Origin of the sequence: Spirillospora sp. NPDC029432, from assembly GCF_040703975.1 — a bacterium.
In the GTDB taxonomy this organism is placed as follows: Bacteria; Actinomycetota; Actinomycetes; order Streptosporangiales; family Streptosporangiaceae; genus Spirillospora.
The window spans coordinates 180,418-196,385 of record NZ_JBEZWH010000003.1; the positions used below are offsets into that span (position 1 = coordinate 180,418).

Consider the following 15,968-nt stretch of genomic DNA (forward strand, 5'->3'; position numbering starts at 1 on the left):
GCCCCCTAAATCTGCCTCAGCCTTTGCCGGCGCGCTCGTCCCGGATGCGGGTGACCACGTCGCCCGCCGCCGTCTTGATCGACTCCAGCTCCTGGAGGTACGACCAGTAGTCCGGATGCGCCCCGGTGAGCCGCCGCGGGGCCGTCTCCAGCCGCTCGACCAGGGCGTCGAGCGCGCGGGCGTGGTGCGGGGCGGCGCCGCCCGGCTGCGCCGTCGCGAGCTTCTGCGCGTCCCGGACGGCGAACCGCACCGCCTCGGCCGGCTTCTCCGGATCGGCCTTCACCGCGTCCAGCTCGGCCACCCGGCCGGTGACCTGCGCCGCCCGCCGCTCCGCGCCGTTCAGCTCGGTGCGGGCCGCCGTCAGCGCCCGCTGCGCGGGCCTCCACTCGTTGCGCGCGATGTGCTGGGACGCCTCGTCCAGCCGCTCCCGGGCCCGCTCGACGCCCGCGCCGACGGCCTCGGGGGCGCCCCTGAGGTCCTGCCAGCAGGCCTGCGAGTAGTGCCGCAGCAGCAGCCGCATCGCCTGCCGCACCGGCTCGATCCGCCCGGCGACCATGTCGGAGCGGGTGCGGACCGACGCCAGCGAGTTGCGGACCTTCTGCCCGAGCCGGGGCAGCTCCTCGGCCTCCTCGCGGGCCTGGTCGGCGGCCTGCCGCACCTCGTCGGCCAGGTCCATCGCCCCGGCCAGCCCCAGCCCGCCGAGCCCCTGCGAGCTCAGCCGGGCCAGCGACTCGCGCGCCCGCGCCAGCCGCGCCTCGGGGTCGGCGGCGTCCATGCCCGCGGAACGGGCCTCCCCGATGGCCGCCTCGGCCGCCGCGACGGCGTCGCGGGCGGCCGCCAGCCGGGGCGGCAGCCGGTCCAGCGCGGCCTCCAGCCGCGCCATCTCGGGCGCCAGCCGCTCGCCGAACCGCTCCAGATCGCGGGTGATCTTCTTGAGCCGGTCGGTGACCGCCACGAACGCCCGGCGCGCCGCGTCGTACTCGGCCGGCCCCCGCTCCCGGTCGTCGTCGAGGTCGTTGGCGTCCAGGACGGAGATGTAGGCCACGGCGGCCGCGTCCGCGCTGTCGCTGAGCGCGCCGAAGTCGTGCCGGACGGGCGCGGCGGCCTTGGCGTCCAGATCGCCGAAGACCGTGACCCGCCCCTGCAGGTACTTCTGCGCGCGGTCCATGTCGTAGAAGGCGGCGGCCGCGGCCTCCCGGGCCTCGGCCGCGGCGGTGTCCGGCCGCGGCCCCCGGCCGCGGCGACGCTGGTCCCCTGCTCCCCGCAACGGGCGCCTCCCTTCGCTCCCGCCCCCCAGTCTCGCTCAGGAGGCCCTCCGAGTTCACCGTCCAGGCACATCCTGTACGTGATCGGCCACGTAATCCTGGGCACGTTCGGGGGCCGACGGAGCGGCAGGGAACGGATAGCATCGCTCCAACGTCGGGTATAGGGGACGCGTGCGGCGTCCACCGGCCCTGACGCCGTCCGGCGGCGACGGCCGGGCGGCAAATGGTAGCGATCTTGGAGGCACCGGTGGGCGTCAGTCTCAGCAAGGGCGGCAACGTATCCCTGACCAAGCAGGCCCCGGGGCTGACCGCGGTGACGGTGGGGCTCGGCTGGGACCTGCGCACCACCACCGGCGCCGACTTCGACCTGGACGCCTCCGCGCTGGTGCTGGACGCCTCCGGCAAGATCCTTTCGGACCAGCACTTCGTCTTCTTCAACAACCTCCGCACCCCCGACGGCGGCGTGGAGCACACCGGCGACAACAAGACCGGTGTCGGCGAGGGCGACGACGAGCAGATCCGGGTGAACTTCGGCACCATGCCCGACACCGCCGAGCGCGTCGCGTTCGCCGTCTCGATCTACGAGGCCGACACCCGCGGCCAGAACTTCGGCCAGGTGCGCAACGCGTTCATCCGCGTGGTGAACGACGGCGACCGCTCCGAGATGGCCCGCTACGACCTCAGCGAGGACGCCTCCACCGAGACCGCGATGGTGTTCGGGGAGCTCTACCGCAACGGCGCCGAGTGGAAGTTCCGCGCCGTCGGGCAGGGCTACGCCTCCGGCCTGGCCGGCATCGCGACCGACTTCGGCGTCAACCTCTAGCCCGCCGCACGCAGCACGTCCGTCCCCCCGCAGCGACAGGGAGCAGTTCGATCATGGGAGTTTCGCTCGCCAAGGGCGGCAACGTCTCGCTCACCAAGGCAGCGCCCGACCTCACCGCCGTCTCCGTGGGTCTCGGCTGGGACGTGCGGGCCACCACCGGCGCCGACTTCGACCTCGACGCGTCGGCGCTGCTGCTCGGAACGGGCGGTAAAGTACTCTCCGACCAGCACTTCGTCTTCTTCAACAACCTCAAGAGCCCGGACGGGTCGGTGGAGCACACCGGCGACAACCTCACCGGCGAGGGCGAGGGGGACGACGAGTCCATCAACGTCGACCTGAACGCCGTCCCGGCCGAGTGCGACCGGATCGTCTTCCCGGTGTCCATCTACGACGCCGACAACCGTGGGCAGAGCTTCGGCCAGGTGCGGAACGCGTTCATCCGCATCGTGAACCGCACCGACGGGAACGAGCTCGCCCGCTTCGACCTGACCGAGGACGCCTCCACCGAGACCGCGATGGTCTTCGGCGAGCTCTACCGGCGCGGCGCGGAATGGAAGTTCCGCGCCGTGGGCCAGGGGTACGCCTCGGGACTGCACGGCATCGCCACCGATTTCGGTGTCAACGTCGGCTGACAGCCGCCGCCCGCAACGAACAGAAATGTACGTATGATTCTTCGCACCTTCGGCTGGTCCTTCGGGGTCACCGCCATCGGCCTGGTCATCGCGCTGCTCTACGGAGGCCCGGCGGGCCTGGCCCTGGTGGCGGTGCTGGCGATCCTGGAGATCTCGCTCTCGTTCGACAACGCCGTGGTGAACGCCAAGGTGCTGGACCGGATGAGCCCCTTCTGGCAGAAGATCTTCCTGACCATCGGCATCGCCATCGCGGTGTTCGGCATGCGGCTGGTGTTCCCGCTGCTGATCGTGGTGATCACCGCCGGGCTCGGGCCGATCGAGGCGTTCGACCTGGCGCTGAACGAGCCCGACAAGTACCACCACGCGATGGAAGAGGCGTACCCGACGATCGCCGCGTTCGGCGGGATGTTCCTGATGATGCTGTTCCTCGACTTCGTGTTCGAGGACCACGCGCACAAGTGGCTGCCGTGGCTGGAGCGGCCACTGGCCCGCATCGGCAAGCTCGACCAGCTGTCGGTGGTCGTGGCGGGCGGCGCGCTGGCGCTGGTGTCGGGCCTGTGGGCCGAGAACCCCGGCGACGTGATGATCGCCGGCGTGCTCGGCATGGTCACCTACATCCTGGTCAACGGGCTCGGCGAGCTGTTCTCCCAGGCCGGCGACCTCGACGACGATGACGACGAGGACGGCGACGGGATCGGCGAGGTCAGTGTGGGCCGCAAGGGCCCGAGCGATCTCGCCCTGGCGACCGGCAAGGCCGGCTTCTTCCTGTTCCTCTACCTGGAGGTCCTGGACGCCTCGTTCTCCTTCGACGGCGTCATCGGCGCGTTCGCCATCAGCACCGACCCGATCGTGATCGCGCTGGGGCTGGGCATCGGCGCCATGTACATCCGGTCGCTCACGGTGTTCCTCGTCCGCAAGGGCACCCTGCACGAGTACGTCTACCTGGAGCACGGCGCGCACTGGGCGATCGGCGCCCTGGCCACCTGCATGCTGATCAGCATCGCGCACCACGTGCCCGAGTGGATCACCGGCGGGCTGGGCGCCGGCCTGATCATCGCGGCGTTCGCCAGCTCGGTCGTCTTCCGCAGGCGCCGCGCGGACGGCGACGCCGGCGGCACCGAGGCCGGCGAGGACAAGCAGCTGCACTCCACCCAGGTCTGAACCGAAGGCGAAGGAGCCGACGATGTCGATCTCGCTGCAGAAGGGCCAGAAGGTCTCCCTGGAGAAGCCGGGCGGCGGTGGCCTGACCCGGGTCCGGATGGGCCTGGGCTGGGACGCGGTCGTCAAGAAGGGCCTGTTCGGCAAGGGCAAGGCCCAGACGATCGACCTGGACGCGTCCTGCCTGCTGTTCGACGCCGGCGGCAACCTCGCCGACTCGGTGTGGTTCCGGCAGCTGCGCAGCAAGGACGGCTCGGTCCTGCACACCGGCGACAACCTGACCGGCGAGGGCGAGGGCGACGACGAGGTCATCAACGTCGACCTGTCCGCGGTGCCGGCCAACGTCACCCAGCTGGTGTTCACCGTCAACTCGTTCACCGGGCAGGACTTCTCGCAGATCGCGAACGCGTTCTGCCGGCTGGTCGACGAGACCACCGGGCAGGAGATCGCCCGCTACGAGCTGAGCGGGTCGGGCCAGCACAACGCGCAGATCATGGCGAAGGTGTCCCGGGACGGCCAGGGCTGGTCGATGACCGCGATCGGCGCGACCGCGAACGGGCGCACGTTCCAGCACCTCCTGCCGACGGTCTCAGCGCACCTGTGACGATGGCGGTGTTGACGGTGTCCCCGTGGCCGGGCCGAGCGGGAGGGCCCGGAGTGCATGCGGCACTTTGACCACGTCGACCCCGCGCTCCGCAAGCACCTGTTCCACCGGCAGCCCCGGGCGTTCGACCGCCATGACGACCGCGCCGTCCTGGCGGTCGCGCTCGGCGCCACCCTGTACAGCCCGGCGATCCGGCCGACGCTGGCCGCCGACGTCGCCAAGGCGGCCCGGCGCGGCGTGACCAGCATGGTGCTGTGCCTGGAGGACGCGATCTCCGACGAGGAGGTGCCGGCCGCCGAGGCCAACCTGGTCGCCCAGCTGGAACGCGTCCGGGCGGGCGGGCAGGAGCCGCCGCTGCTGTTCGTCCGGGTCCGCGCCGCGGAGCAGATCCGCGACCTGGCCGTACGGCTCGGCGGCGCCGCGGAGCTGGTCACGGGCTTCGTCCTGCCGAAGTTCACCGCGCAGGCCGGCGGCGAGGCGCTGGAGGCGGTGGCGGAGGCCGCCGACCGTACCGGGCACCGGCTGCTGGCCATGCCGGTGATCGAGAGCCACCAGGCCGTCTACCGGGAGACCCGCTCGGAGCTGCTGCAGGACGTGGCGCGGCTGCTGGCCAAGCACCGCGAGCGCGTGCTGGCCGTGCGGATCGGCGCGACCGACATGTCCGCCGCGTACGGGCTGCGCCGCCCGCCCGACCTGTCGATCTACGACATCCACCCGGTGGCCGGCGCGATCTCCGAGGTGGTGAACATCCTCGGCCGCGCGGACGGCACCGGCTTCGTGGTCACCGGACCGGTCTGGGAGTACTTCTCGGCCGGCGAGCGGATGTTCAAGCCGCAGCTGCGGCAGTCGCCGTTCGAGCGGCAGCACGCCGCGCCGCTCCGCGAGCGGCTGATCACCTCGGATCTGGACGGCCTGATCCGCGAGGTCCATCTCGACAAGGCCAACGGCCTGATCGGCAAGACGGTGATCCACCCCAGCCATGTGGCGGCCGTCCACGCGCTGTCGGTGGTGACCCACGAGGAGTACTGCGACGCCTCCGACATCCTGGGGGAGGCCGGTGGGGGAGCGATGGCGAGCGTCTACGCCAACAAGATGAACGAGGCCAAGCCGCACCGCGCCTGGGCCGAGCGCCTCATGCTGCGCGCTCGCGTGTTCGGCGTGGCCGCCGAGGGCGTCACCTTCGTCGAGCTGCTCGACGCGGCGGGTGGCCGGTGAGCGCCGCCCGTCCCGGCTCTCGGCCCGGTACCTGGCCCGGCGCGTGGGTCGCCGGCCGGCTCGGCGTGACCCTCCACGACGGCGCCCGCCCGGCCGGCGCGGGCCTGCCCGACCTGGTCGGCCTCGCGGTGCGCCGCAACCCGCGCCGCGCGCACCTGCTGGTGTCGGCCGTCCTCGGCAAGCACGTCCCGACGGACCCGCGCCTCGTCCACGGCGCGGGTCTCCTCCTGGGCGCCCTCGTCCGCCGCGCCCTGCGCCCGGACGAGCCCGCGCCGGACCACGGCCCCCTCCTGCCGGCCCTGCGCGGCGAGCCGGGCGCGGCCGCGGCCCTGCGCGACCGCCTCGCCGCGCCCGATGCGGCGGACGCGGCGGTGGACGCGGTCGTGCTCGGGTACGCGGAGACCGCGACCGCGCTCGGGCATTCGGTGGCGGACGCGCTGGGCGGGGCGTTCTACCTGCACTCGACGCGGCGGCCCGTCGAGGGCTTCGCGCGCTACGGCGGGTTCGAGGAGGAGCACAGCCACGCGACGAGCCACCTGCTGCTGCCGGGGGATCCCGCGGCGCTGGAGCGGGACGTGCCGCTGGTGCTGGTGGACGACGAGCTGTCGACCGGCCGGACGGTGATCAACACGATCCGGGCGCTGCACGCGATCAAGGCGCGGCGGCACTACGCGGTGGCCGCGCTGGTGGACCTGCGCGGGGACGCGGACCGGGCGGCGTTCGCGGCGTTCGCGGACGAGATCGGCGCCCGCGTCGACGTCGTCGCCCTCGCCGAGGGGCGCGTGGGCCTGCCGGAGGGGATCCTCGAGGCCGGGCAGGAGCTGGTGGCGGGGCTCGCACAGGGGACCGCTGAGGCCGGGACGGCTTCGGACGGGACCGCGCCGGGCGGGTCGTTCGAGATCACGCGGGTCGATCCGGGCTGGCCGGAGGGGCTTCCCGACGGCGGGCGGCACGGGTTCCTGCCCGAGCACCGCGAACGGCTCGGCAAGGAGCTGCCGGCCATGGCGGGCCGGCTCGCCCCCCTCCTGGAGGGGCGGTCGCGGGTGCTGGTGCTGGGCTTCGAGGAGCTGATGTACGCGCCGCTGCGGCTGGCGGAGGCGCTGGCGGACGCGCTTCCCGCCGGCGTGGACGTGCGCTACTCGACGACGACCCGTTCCCCCGTACTGGCCGTGGACGACCCGGGCTACGCGATCCGCACGCGGCTGGCCTTCCCCGCGCACGACGATCCCGCCGACGGGCCGGGCGAGAGGTACGCCTACAACGTCGCCCCCGGCAGGGACGCCTCGCGGTCGTTCGATTCGATCGTCCTGGTCGTGGACGACGTGGGGGACACCCGGGAACTGGCCGACGGGCTCCTGGCCGAGCTGGCGCGGCTCGCTCCCGTGGTGCTGGCGACCGTTCCGTCGTACCGCGCTCCCGAGCGCACCGAGGCCCTCCCGCGCGCCCTGCACGGGCCCGACTTCGGCAGTTACGCGGCCGAGGACGTCGCCTGGCTGCTGAAGGACCTGTCGGGCGTGCGCCTGGAGGCCCCCACGGAGGAGCGGGAGGCGGCGATCCAGGCGGGGCGGGCGCACTACGCCGAGTCGCTGCCGGTCGAGTACCAGCCGGGAGCCGAGTACCGGCGGCTCTTCCACGAGGCCCTGGACGCCTCCGCCGGCCGGCTCGCCCATGCCGTCGGCCTGGTGACCGAGATGATCATCGCCGAGCGGGGGCCGGAGGCGGTGCTGGTGTCGCTGGCCCGCGCCGGGACGCCGGTGGGGATCCTCGTCCGGCGGTGGGCGCGGTTCGCGCACGGCCTCGACCTGCCGCACTACGCGATCAGCATCGTGCGGGGCCGGGGGATCGACGAGGTCGCGCTGGCGTACATCGCGGCGCGGCACGACCCGTCCCGGGTCATGTTCGTGGACGGCTGGACCGGGAAGGGCGCGATCAGCAAGGAGCTGACGGCGGCCCTGGACGCGTACGCCGCCGCGACCGGCCGCCGCTTCCCCGCCGATCTCGCGGTGCTGGCCGACCCGGGCCGCTGCACGCCCCTGCACGGGACGCGCGAGGACTTCCTGATCCCGTCCGCGTGCCTCAACTCCACGGTGTCGGGCCTGGTCAGCCGTACGGTCCTGAACGCGGAGCTGATCGGGCCGGGCGAGTTCCACGGGGCCAAGTTCTACGCGGAGCTGGCCGAGGGCGACGTCTCGGCGGCCTTCCTGGACGCGGTCTGCGCGCGCTTCGGCGACGTCGCCGGGCGGGTGGCGGCCGACCTGCCGGGGCTGCTCGCGGCCGACCGGACGCCGGACTGGTCGGGCTGGGAGGCGGTCCGCCGGGTCGGGCGGGAGCAGGGCGTCGACGACCTCAACAAGATCAAGCCGGGGGTGGGGGAGACGACCCGGGTGCTGCTGCGCCGCGTCCCGTGGAAGGTGCTGGCCCGCGCCGGCGCCGGGGCGGAGCTGGCCCACATCCGGCTGCTGGCGGCCGAACGCGGCGTCCCGGTGGAGGAGGTCGCCCCGGACGCGTTCCCGTACGCCTGCATGGGGCTCGTCCACCCCAGCTTCGGCGCCGGATCCGTCCAGTAGGCCCCGCCGGCCGGATGTCCGATATTTTCTACTTTGTAAAGGAGGGCGGTCTCCGGTGAGCGTGCTCGTCTGCTCGGATCTGGACCGTACGCTCATCTACTCCTCGGCCGCCCTCCACCTGGAGGGCACCGACGCAGCCATGCCGCGCCTGCTCTGCGTGGAGCTCTACCAGGCGGCCCCGCTGTCCTTCATGACCGAGACCGCCGCGCGCGGGCTCGAAGCGCTCGCGGGCGCCGCCACGCTCGTACCGACGACGACGCGCACGCCGGAGCAGTACGCGCGGGTGCACCTGCTGGAGAAGCAGCCCGCGTACGCCATCTGCGCCAACGGCGGGCACATCCTGGTGGACGGCGCCGACGACGCCGACTGGGCATCGGCGGTACGGGCCCGCATGGAGGAGTCGTCCGCCGCCCTGGCCGAGGTACGGGAACACCTGGCGAGCGTTCAGGGGGAGTTCGTCCTCAAGCAGAGGACCGCGTCCGACCTCTTCGCCTACACGGTGGTCGACCGGGCGGCCCTTCCCCAGGGCTGGGTGGAGGACCTCACCGGATGGTGCGCCGAACGCGGCTGGCGCACCTCGCTGCAAGGGCGCAAGGTCTACTGCCTGCCCACCGGCCTGACCAAGGCGGCCGCGGCGGCGGAGGTCGCCCGCCGCACCGGTGCCGAGGCGATGCTCGCCGCCGGCGACTCCCTGCTGGACATCGAGCTGCTCGAAGCCGCGACGGCGTCCATCCGGCCCGCCCACGGCGAGCTGCACGACACCGGCTGGACCGCGCGGTCCGGTCCCGCCACCGCCGTCACGCGGGCGCGGGGCGTCCTGGCGGGGGAGGAGATCGTCGCCTGGCTGCTGGTACGCTCCGGCGCCGGCCTCCCTGGAACAATCACGGGAACGGCGCCGCCGGCGTAGACAAGCACCGCCGGAACAGGGGTCGCCGGACGCGCGTTCTGCGGTCACAATCGGGGTGGCTTCCGTACTCGCGAGGAGGTCGCACTGGCCCTATGACGACCCGTCTGACCGGTGACGAGACCGCGCTCTGGGACGCCGCGGCGCGGGTCCTCGATGCCAACTGGACGGGGACGGGCACCGTCCCGTCGCCGGGCCTGTACCCGCACCAGTGGAGCTGGGACTCCACGTTCGTCTCGATGGGCCTGGCCAGGCACCGCCGCGACCGGGCCGAGCGCGAGCTGATGTCCCTCTTCCGCGGCCAGTGGCGGGACGGCCTGCTGCCGCACATCGTCTTCAACACCGATCTCGCGCGCCACGCGTACTTCCCCGGGCCCGAACTGTGGCACGGCGACCGCCAGCCCGCCGCGCCCAGCGGGGTGCACACCTCCGCCCTCACCCAGCCGCCGCTGCAGGCGCTCGCCGCGCTGCGCCTGCACGAATGCGCGGGCCCGGCCGACGCCGAGCGCAGCCGCGCGTTCCTGGCGCGCCTCTACCCGATGCTGGTCGCGCAGCACCGCTACCTCGCCGAATGCCGCGACGTGGACTCCAGCGGCCTGATGGCCATCGTCCACCCCTGGGAATCGGGCATGGACAACAGCCCCGCCTGGGACAGGCCGCTCGGCGCCCTCCATCTGCCGCGGGCCCTGTACGCGCCCGGCCGCGACGCCTACAGCCTCCCAACGGGCGAGGACTACGAACGGTACGTGTGGCTCGTCACACTGCTGCGCGAGGCCGGCTACCGGCCCGAGTACATCCGGGACGCCCACCCGTTCGCCATCGAGGACCCGCTGGTGAACGCGACGTACCTGGCCTCGACCCACGCCCTCGCCGAGCTCGCCGCCATCGTCGGCCGCGACCCCGTACCGCACCGGGAACGGGCGCGGCTCATCCACGGCGCGATCCTGGAGCGGCTGTGGGACTGCGAGACCGGCTGCTTCAGGGCCCGGGACCTGCGCGACGGCCGGCTGCTCCCCGTCCTCACCGTGGCGGGCTTCGCGCCGCTCCTGGACCCGGAGCTGCCCGCCCCGATCGCGCGCGGCCTCGTCGACCTGCTGCTGTCGGCGCGCTTCGCGGGCGCGGCCGGCTACCCGGTGCCCACCTGCGACATCCAGGCGCCCGCGTTCGACCGCGGCGGCTACTGGCGGGGGCCGACCTGGATCAACACCAACTGGCTGCTGTGGCACGGCGCCCTGGCGCACGGCCACTCGGTCATCGCGGACCTGCTGTACGGCTCCACGCTGCGGCTGGTCCGCCAGTCGGGGTTCCGCGAGTACTTCGACCCGTTCGACGGCACGGGCCGCGGCAGCCACGACTACAGCTGGTCGGCGGCGCTCGTCCTGGACCTCCTCGGCGCCCGCCGCGCGCCCCGCGCCGCCTGACGGGAGGGCCGCCCGATCGCCTACGGTGGTCGCATGCGCCTGACCCGGCGGCCGCCCGCCCCCGTCCGCGACCGGCTCGACCTCGAACGAGGCGAGCGGACGCTCGCCACCGCGCCCACCCGCGGCGGCTCCTTCGTCGTCGCCACGACCACGGCCCTGCACGTCCCCACGGTGTCCGGCGGGTTCGCCCGCGTCCCGTGGGAGCGGATCGACCAGGCGTCCTGGAAGGACGGCTGGCTGCACGTGCACGAGACCGCGGGCGGGCCCGAGCACCATGTCCGGCTGACCGAGGCGGGTTCGGTGCCGGAGACCGTCCGGGAGCGCGTCACGGCCACCGTCGTGGTCAGCCACAACGCGAGGCTGCCCGGCGGCGGCGGTGTCCGGATCGCCGGCCGCCGGCCGTCCGGCGGCGGCGACGTGCGCTGGAGCTTCGTGTTCGAGTCCGGGCTGGACCCGGACGACCCGGGCCTGCGCGCCCAGGCCGAGCAGCTCCTCGAGGACCTGCGCCGCCAGACCGGCCTCTGAGGGCGCCCTGAGCGCCCTGGGGGTGCCTAGAGGGTCGTGCGCGGGGTCGCCGCGGTCCCGTGCGTCGTGGTCTCCTGGCGCGGGTCCTTGTACTCCTGCGGCATGTCGTCACGGTGCTTGCCGGGCATCTTGTTGCCGATCTGCTCGGGCACCCGGTCCCGCGCGGCCCCGGCGATCTCGCCGCCCTTGGTGCGGAGCACCTCGGCGTACTCCTGCACCCGCGGGTTCTCGGTGAACCGCTGCGAGGCCTGCTTCATCTGCTCGTACCGTTCGCGGCCGGCCTTCGTGCCCAGGACGTAGCCGACGGCCGCGCCCGCGAAGAACATTGCACGGTGCTTCATAGGTCAAAACTCCCGGTGCTGCGGTTGGTGACCGACCCATACCCACGAAAGGGCGGAGCAGTCGCCCGGGATTTATGGGTGCGCGAACACCTCCTGGGATGCGCTAATCTAGACGCGCCGGGCAGGGGCGAGGCCCCGCCGGCCGCGACGATCCCGCGTAGCTCAATCGGCAGAGCAGCCGGCTGTTAACCGGCAGGTTACTGGTTCGAGTCCAGTCGCGGGAGCAAGGTCAGCTTGCGCGAGGCCCCGGCCGTACCGGCCCGGGGCCTTGTTCCGTTCCGGCCGCGATGGTGTTTGATGGGCGATCGTGGCCGATCCCTCCGTACACCTCCCGATCTTCCGCACGGCGACCCCGTGGAGGCCGCGATGATCGCGAACCGGCGCGGGCCGCGGACGAGGCGCCCCCCGTTCCGGGTGATCGTGCCCCTCGCCGTGCTCCTCCTGGCCGCCGTCGCCGCCGGTGTCGCCCTGCTGGGCGGCGGGGACCCGCGCCCGCGCCCCGTGCCGTTCGAGGCCCGCCGCGTGTACGAGACGGGCGAGCAGCGGCGGATCGAGACGGGAGGCCGCGCCGTCACGTACGTCCCGGCCGGCGGGCGCACGCTCGACAGCCGCGCCGGATGCCTCGCTGGCGCCGGCGGCGCGCGGAGCCGGGCGCTGCTGGCCGATGTGGCGTGCCAGGGGCGCGTCCAGGCGTCGTTCCGTACGACCGGGAACGTGACGGTCGACGGGCACGTCCTCAGGTTCAAGGACTCCGCGGACGCCGCGGCCGCGGGCGCCTGGCTCGCGTACACCGACCTGCGCTTCACCGGCGGCGGCACCGCGCGGGACGGCCGCGTCGACCGCCGGGGACGGTACGTGGTGGTGACCGCGGGCGCGTCCCAGGACCCGAAACGGACGGCGGACGCCGTCGCGGCGCTGCACGGCGCCACCCTTACCATCCTCGGTCCCGGCGAATAGGGCCCGATGAGCTTCGGGAACTTCGCCCGTAAGGCGCGCGACCCGTCGCTGCCGCACCGGAAGCGGGTGTCGATGCTGCGCTCCTGCGTGCAGCTCTACCGGCCGATCGGTTTCCACGCGACGCTGAGCTTCCTGGAAGCGCGCGCGGGGCGATTCCAGGAGGACGAGGCGGCGCTGCTCCGGGCCCTGGACGAACTTGAGGCGAGCCGCGCGGTGTGGCACGCGGAGCTGGCCGCGTACGACGAGACCCGCCGCGCGGCCAAGAGGAGGGGCATACGTTCGCCGCGTCCCCGGGACCCCAATCCGTACCACGTGGACCACTGGTACGGCGCCCGCCGCGAGGCCGCCCTGCACGCCGTCCTCTATTGGAACCGGCGGCGGCTCCCCGCCCTCGTCACCGACGACGTCTCCCGCGATCTGCGGGCATGCGTGAACGCGTGCCTGGAGTCCGGCGGCCGCCTGGCCCCGGACGAGCGGCGGACGCTGGCCGCCTGCGCCGGCCGGCTCAGGAGCCGCATGGACGCGGGGCGGTGGGAGGACCGGATCGAGTACTTCCGCACCAGGGACCTGCTTACGATCATCCGGCTTCTGGAGGACGCGGCCGGCGCGCCACCGGAACCTGGTTCGATGGCCGGATGAGGAACGACGGCGGCGGCGCGGCCCGCCACATCAGGAGGCGGGAAGACCACGACATCGACGGCTGCGTCCGGGTGCTCGCGGAGGTGCACGGGAGCGACGGCTACCCGGTGGACTGGCCCCGCGACCCGGCCGGGTGGCTGGCACGGCCGTCGCTCATCGGGGCCTGGGTGGCGGAGCTGGACGGCCGGATCGCCGGCCATGTCGGCCTGTCGCGCAGCACCCCGGACAACGCGGCGCCCGCGCTCTGGAGCGCCCGTACCGGTACCGGCATCGCGGCGACCGCCATGGTGAGCCGGCTGTTCGTCGCCCCCTCGGCGCGCGGCCGCGGGATCGGCGCGCTGCTGATGGCGCGGGTGTCCGGCGAGGCGCGGGACCGCGGCCTGCACCCGGTGCTGGACGTGGTCGCGTCCGACACCGCCGCGGCGGCCCTGTACGAGCGGCTCGGCTGGAGCCTCCTGGACACGGTCGAGCAGCAGTGGGGCCCGGACCGGCGGGTGGCCGTCCGGTGCTACGCGGCCGCGGCGACCTGAGCGGCGCCCGCGGTGCGCCGGGGGCTGACGTTCCGAGTGTTCGTGGGGTTTGATGAGCGTTCGTGACCGAGACCCCGCCGCGGCCCGCCGTGTTCCTCCCCGCCGGCACCGATCCCGCCGAGGCGTCCGAGGACGGGACGCGCCGCGTCCGGGTGCTGGCGGGCGCCCGCCGCCGGACCGCCTCCCGGCTGATCGACTACTTCGCCGTCGTCGTCGTGTGGACGGCGGCGCTCGCGCTCCCGCTGCTGATCTCCGCGAGCACGCCCGATGCCGCGAGCGGCGTCCTGCTGGCCGTCGTGGCCGTGACCCCCGTGCTCACGGGGACCGCCGGCTGGTACTTCCTGCGCGTCGGGCGGCTGGCCCGGTGGGGCTGCACGGTCGGCCAGCGCATCGCCGGGACGCGGGTGGTGACGCTCGACGGCGTGAGCAACCCGAGCCGCCGGCAGGCGTGGAAGCGCTGGCAGCCGACCTGGGGCGACAACTCCTCGCCCAGCGGTCCGTGGGACGACTACTTCGCGTGGAAGGGGTCCAGCGGCCGGCGGGCGCGCGCGGGCCAGTGCCTCCACGACCTGAACGCGGGTACGGTGGTCGTCCTGGTGGGGAACGTGCCGGGGGAGCGCGCCCGCAGGATCCTGCTCGGCGCGGCGCTGGCGGTCGCGGCGCTGGTGGCGGTGGCCGCGTTCTCCTGGGGCTCGGCCCAGATCTCGCGGTGACGCGGGTTCCCGTTCCGGCGCGGTAACACCGGCGGCTCTCCCGACACGTAGGGGGTGTTCCCGTTCCCGGACGAAGGAGAGTCACGTGAGCCCCGTGAGACATGAGGGACCCGGCCCCAGGGCCCTCGATGGGTGAGCGCGAGACCGCGTTCGAGGCCCTGTACGCCGCGACGTACGAGCCCATCCTCGGCTACGCGCTGCGCCGCTGCGCGTCCCCGGACGACGCCGCCGACGTCGTCGCGGAGACGTTCACCGTCGCGTGGCGGCGCTTCGGCGAGATCCCGCCCGGCGACCGGGCGCGGCTGTGGCTGTACGGCGTCGCGCGCCGCGTCCTCGCCAACCACCGCCGCTCCGCCGAGCGGCACCGGCTGCACACCACCGGCCTGCGCGACGAGATCGCCGCGGTCGCCGTCTCCGACCCCGCCGAGGGCGCGGCCATCGCCCAGGCGTTCGGCGGCCTGTCCGACGGCGACCGCGAGGTGCTGGCGCTGGTCGCCTGGGAGGGGCTCGACCACACCGCGCTGGCCGCCGTCCTCGGCTGCTCGGCCGGCGCCGCGCGCGTCCGGCTGCACCGCGCCCGCCGGCGCCTCGCCCGCGCCCTGCGCTCGGCGGGCGTCGACCACCGGCCCGTTACCCGGACCTCAGCGAACGGAGCCCACTGACATGAAGCCGCACTCCACCGACGAGCCCGTGCGGACGCTGGCCCGCGTCCGGGACGTCGACCTGGCCGGGCACGCCGCCCGGCCCGCCGCGCGCGAACTGCTCGCCGGCATCATGACCGCGGACACCGCCGACACCGCCGACACCGCTGCCTCACGCCCGCGCGCCCGCCGCACCCGCCCGTTCGCCGTACGGCTGGCCGCCGTGGGTACGGCGGCCGCCGCCATCGCCGCCGGCGTCGCCCTCTGGCCCTCGGACGGCGGCGGGAGCGCACCGCCCGGCCCGCCGCCCGCCGCGATCCGGCTGGCGTCGGCCGCCGAGGCCGGGAAGGTGCTCGACCGCGCCGCGAGGACGGCGGAGGAGCGCCCGTCCGCCGTGCCCGGGCCGCGGCAGTGGGTCTACACCAAGATGCGCCTGACCACCGGCGCGCAGGCCGGGGGGTCCGTCACCGGCGGCCCGTACAAGACCGAGGAGTGGGAGCTCTGGCGGCGCGGCGACGGCAAGCAGTACGCCGCGTACGAGAACGGCAAGATCTCGGTCGGCCACGAGACGGTCGACTCCGCCCGCGCCTCCAGGTACCTGCCCCTGCCCACCGATCCCGAGGCGCTGTTCCGCAAGATCCACGGCGGCGGCGAGGGCGGGCCGCTCATGACGTTCGAGACGCTGATCACCATCCTGCGCGAGAACGTCCATACGCCCGAGACGGAGGCGGCGATCTACCGCGCCATGAAGCGCGTTCCGGGTGTGGTGCTCGTCGAGGGCAAGGCCGATGCGGCCGGCCGTCCCGCGCTCGCCCTCGGGATCGTGGACCAGTGGGTGCACACGGAGGTGCTGCTCGACCCGGGGACCTACGCCTACCTGGGCGACCGCGCCTTCGCCGTCAAGGGGCACGAGGTCGAGGACGGGTCCGGGGACCGCATCCTGAAGGGCACCCTCCAGCGCCAGACGGTCCGCGTCGCCGTCGAGATCGTTGATAAGCCGGGCGCACGTTCCTGACGCGGGTGGGGACCGTCC

Annotated in this window: 17 protein-coding genes and 1 tRNA gene; 16 read left to right on the forward strand and 2 right to left on the reverse strand. The window is 74.0% G+C overall.

From position 1 onward, the window contains the following. Positions 1–16 precede the first annotated feature (16 nt). The gene (locus tag AB0881_RS03560) at positions 17–1,267 is read right to left on the reverse strand and encodes a molecular chaperone DnaJ (protein WP_366613874.1); all 1,251 of its coding nucleotides are present in this window, start codon (positions 1,265–1,267) and stop codon (positions 17–19) included. 245 nt (positions 1,268–1,512) lie between these two features. Between AB0881_RS03560 and AB0881_RS03565 the strand changes: the two genes are divergently transcribed. The 9 genes from AB0881_RS03565 (at position 1,513) to AB0881_RS03605 (ending at position 11,114) form a co-directional block, all read left to right on the forward strand. Beyond that, complete coding sequence (locus tag AB0881_RS03565; RefSeq protein WP_366613875.1) at positions 1,513–2,088, forward strand: TerD family protein; 576 nt, start codon at positions 1,513–1,515, stop codon at positions 2,086–2,088. A gap of 53 nt (positions 2,089–2,141) precedes the next feature. Next, complete coding sequence (locus AB0881_RS03570; protein WP_366613876.1) at positions 2,142–2,720, forward strand: TerD family protein; 579 nt, start codon at positions 2,142–2,144, stop codon at positions 2,718–2,720. Positions 2,721–2,753: 33 nt separating this feature from the next. Continuing rightward, positions 2,754–3,881, forward strand: coding sequence for a DUF475 domain-containing protein (locus AB0881_RS03575; RefSeq protein WP_366613877.1), 1,128 nt, complete (start codon positions 2,754–2,756; stop codon positions 3,879–3,881). A 22-nt stretch (positions 3,882–3,903) separates the two neighbouring features. Next, positions 3,904–4,482 carry a TerD family protein gene (locus tag AB0881_RS03580; protein ID WP_366613878.1) on the forward strand — a complete coding sequence of 193 codons (579 nt, stop codon included), beginning with the start codon at positions 3,904–3,906 and terminating at the stop codon, positions 4,480–4,482. A 57-nt stretch (positions 4,483–4,539) separates the two neighbouring features. After that, positions 4,540–5,697: an HpcH/HpaI aldolase/citrate lyase family protein gene (locus tag AB0881_RS03585; protein ID WP_366613879.1), complete on the forward strand. Its 1,158-nt coding sequence runs from the start codon at positions 4,540–4,542 to the stop codon at positions 5,695–5,697. Next, positions 5,694–8,264: a phosphoribosyltransferase gene (locus tag AB0881_RS03590; RefSeq protein WP_366613880.1), complete on the forward strand. Its 2,571-nt coding sequence runs from the start codon at positions 5,694–5,696 to the stop codon at positions 8,262–8,264. The genes AB0881_RS03585 and AB0881_RS03590 overlap by 4 nt, the downstream gene beginning before the upstream one ends. Positions 8,265–8,319: 55 nt before the next feature. Beyond that, entirely contained in the window at positions 8,320–9,171 is an 852-nt protein-coding gene (locus AB0881_RS03595) for an HAD family hydrolase (RefSeq protein WP_366613881.1), read from the forward strand. A gap of 92 nt (positions 9,172–9,263) precedes the next feature. After that, entirely contained in the window at positions 9,264–10,589 is a 1,326-nt protein-coding gene (locus AB0881_RS03600; protein ID WP_366613882.1) for a hypothetical protein, read from the forward strand. Positions 10,590–10,622: 33 nt separating this feature from the next. Then, complete coding sequence (locus tag AB0881_RS03605; protein WP_366613883.1) at positions 10,623–11,114, forward strand: hypothetical protein; 492 nt, start codon at positions 10,623–10,625, stop codon at positions 11,112–11,114. A gap of 26 nt (positions 11,115–11,140) precedes the next feature. Here the strand turns inward: AB0881_RS03605 and AB0881_RS03610 are convergent, their stop codons facing one another. Next, positions 11,141–11,455 (reverse strand): YtxH domain-containing protein, encoded by a 315-nt coding sequence (locus AB0881_RS03610; RefSeq protein ID WP_366613884.1) that lies wholly within the window; start codon positions 11,453–11,455, stop codon positions 11,141–11,143. A gap of 151 nt (positions 11,456–11,606) precedes the next feature. Between AB0881_RS03610 and AB0881_RS03615 the strand changes: the two genes are divergently transcribed. The 7 genes from AB0881_RS03615 to AB0881_RS03645 all read left to right on the forward strand — a co-directional run bounded on the left by AB0881_RS03615 (position 11,607) and on the right by AB0881_RS03645 (position 15,950). Next, positions 11,607–11,679: transfer RNA gene (locus AB0881_RS03615), tRNA-Asn, on the forward strand. Between the two features lie 142 nt (positions 11,680–11,821). Next, positions 11,822–12,412 (forward strand): hypothetical protein, encoded by a 591-nt coding sequence (locus AB0881_RS03620; protein ID WP_366613885.1) that lies wholly within the window; start codon positions 11,822–11,824, stop codon positions 12,410–12,412. A gap of 6 nt (positions 12,413–12,418) precedes the next feature. Then, positions 12,419–13,051, forward strand: coding sequence for a hypothetical protein (locus tag AB0881_RS03625; RefSeq protein ID WP_366613886.1), 633 nt, complete (start codon positions 12,419–12,421; stop codon positions 13,049–13,051). Beyond that, a complete protein-coding gene (locus AB0881_RS03630; protein ID WP_366613887.1) occupies positions 13,048–13,581 on the forward strand; it encodes a GNAT family N-acetyltransferase in 534 nt (177 codons plus the stop codon). Before AB0881_RS03625 ends, AB0881_RS03630 begins: the two co-directional genes overlap by 4 nt. Before the next feature lie 62 nt (positions 13,582–13,643). Then, positions 13,644–14,294: an RDD family protein gene (locus AB0881_RS03635; RefSeq protein WP_366613888.1), complete on the forward strand. Its 651-nt coding sequence runs from the start codon at positions 13,644–13,646 to the stop codon at positions 14,292–14,294. A 128-nt stretch (positions 14,295–14,422) separates the two neighbouring features. Continuing rightward, positions 14,423–14,956: a sigma-70 family RNA polymerase sigma factor gene (locus tag AB0881_RS03640; RefSeq protein WP_366613889.1), complete on the forward strand. Its 534-nt coding sequence runs from the start codon at positions 14,423–14,425 to the stop codon at positions 14,954–14,956. Position 14,957: 1 nt separating this feature from the next. After that, a complete protein-coding gene (locus AB0881_RS03645) occupies positions 14,958–15,950 on the forward strand; it encodes a CU044_5270 family protein (protein ID WP_366613890.1) in 993 nt (330 codons plus the stop codon). Positions 15,951–15,968: the final 18 nt, after the last annotated feature.

What these genes read in the sequence shown, in the direction of transcription:
- AB0881_RS03570 (WP_366613876.1), top strand. Translation starts at nt 2,142, where the DNA reads ATGGGAGTTTCGCTCGCCAAGGGCGGCAACGTCTCGCTCACCAAGGCA.
- AB0881_RS03575 (WP_366613877.1), top strand. Translation starts at nt 2,754, where the DNA reads ATGATTCTTCGCACCTTCGGCTGGTCCTTCGGGGTCACCGCCATCGGC.
- AB0881_RS03580 (WP_366613878.1), top strand. Translation starts at nt 3,904, where the DNA reads ATGTCGATCTCGCTGCAGAAGGGCCAGAAGGTCTCCCTGGAGAAGCCG.
- AB0881_RS03585 (WP_366613879.1), top strand. Translation starts at nt 4,540, where the DNA reads ATGCGGCACTTTGACCACGTCGACCCCGCGCTCCGCAAGCACCTGTTC.
- AB0881_RS03600 (WP_366613882.1), top strand. Translation starts at nt 9,264, where the DNA reads ATGACGACCCGTCTGACCGGTGACGAGACCGCGCTCTGGGACGCCGCG.
- AB0881_RS03605 (WP_366613883.1), top strand. Translation starts at nt 10,623, where the DNA reads ATGCGCCTGACCCGGCGGCCGCCCGCCCCCGTCCGCGACCGGCTCGAC.
- AB0881_RS03610 (WP_366613884.1), bottom strand. Translation starts at nt 11,455, where the DNA reads ATGAAGCACCGTGCAATGTTCTTCGCGGGCGCGGCCGTCGGCTACGTC.
- AB0881_RS03620 (WP_366613885.1), top strand. Translation starts at nt 11,822, where the DNA reads ATGATCGCGAACCGGCGCGGGCCGCGGACGAGGCGCCCCCCGTTCCGG.
- AB0881_RS03625 (WP_366613886.1), top strand. Translation starts at nt 12,419, where the DNA reads ATGAGCTTCGGGAACTTCGCCCGTAAGGCGCGCGACCCGTCGCTGCCG.
- AB0881_RS03630 (WP_366613887.1), top strand. Translation starts at nt 13,048, where the DNA reads ATGAGGAACGACGGCGGCGGCGCGGCCCGCCACATCAGGAGGCGGGAA.
- AB0881_RS03640 (WP_366613889.1), top strand. Translation starts at nt 14,423, where the DNA reads ATGGGTGAGCGCGAGACCGCGTTCGAGGCCCTGTACGCCGCGACGTAC.
- AB0881_RS03645 (WP_366613890.1), top strand. Translation starts at nt 14,958, where the DNA reads ATGAAGCCGCACTCCACCGACGAGCCCGTGCGGACGCTGGCCCGCGTC.